Here is a 635-nt window from a genome sequence, read left to right as displayed (position 1 = left end):
CCACAGGGATTTTCTGCCGACCGATTTGTCCGGCGAACCTACCCAAAGAAGAAAATGTAGAGTACTTCACCGATAAAGCCCAAGCACTTAAAGCGGGTTATCGTCCTTGTTTGCGTTGTCGCCCAGACAGCGCTCCGGGATCGTGGGCATGGAAAGGCGTAGAAACAACATTTCAACGCGCGATTTCATTGATTGATCGAGGAGAGCTGCATCACCACTCGGTGTCTGAACTGGCTGAACGCGTTGGGATTTCTGATCGTTACTTGCGTATGTTGTTCGAGCAGTATCTCGGCATGTCACCAAAACAGTACGCGCAATATCAGCAGTTAATGTTCGCCAAACAGTTGCTGCATTCCAGTTCGATGTCGGTTACGGAAGTTGGCTTCGCCGCCGGTTTTAACAGCACGCGCCGTTTCAACGATGCGTTCCAAAAGTTTCTGAAGCTCACGCCTTCTCAAGTTCGTCGAAGAGAATTTGATGGCGTGAGCACGAATCGAATTGCGTTGTCTTATCGTGGCGAGTTGAATTGGCAACACATGCTGGATTTTTACCGACTAAGAGCCATTGAGGGCGTGGAGCGGGTGAGCGGCGAGAGTTACCAACGCAACGTTTGTTTGGATAACAGCAAAGCGTGG

The 635-nt window shown here is 50.2% G+C and carries 1 protein-coding gene; it reads left to right on the top strand.

The annotated features are described in order from the left end of the window. A partial coding sequence (locus tag R7Q46_RS27895) for a bifunctional transcriptional activator/DNA repair enzyme AdaA (RefSeq protein WP_318078393.1) occupies nucleotides 1-635 on the top strand: 635 nt, incomplete at both ends.

The sequence above is a fragment of the Vibrio sp. 811 genome (assembly GCF_033339195.1).
Note: the sequence above shows the minus strand (reverse complement) of the source record. Positions and strands in the feature narration are given on the sequence as shown.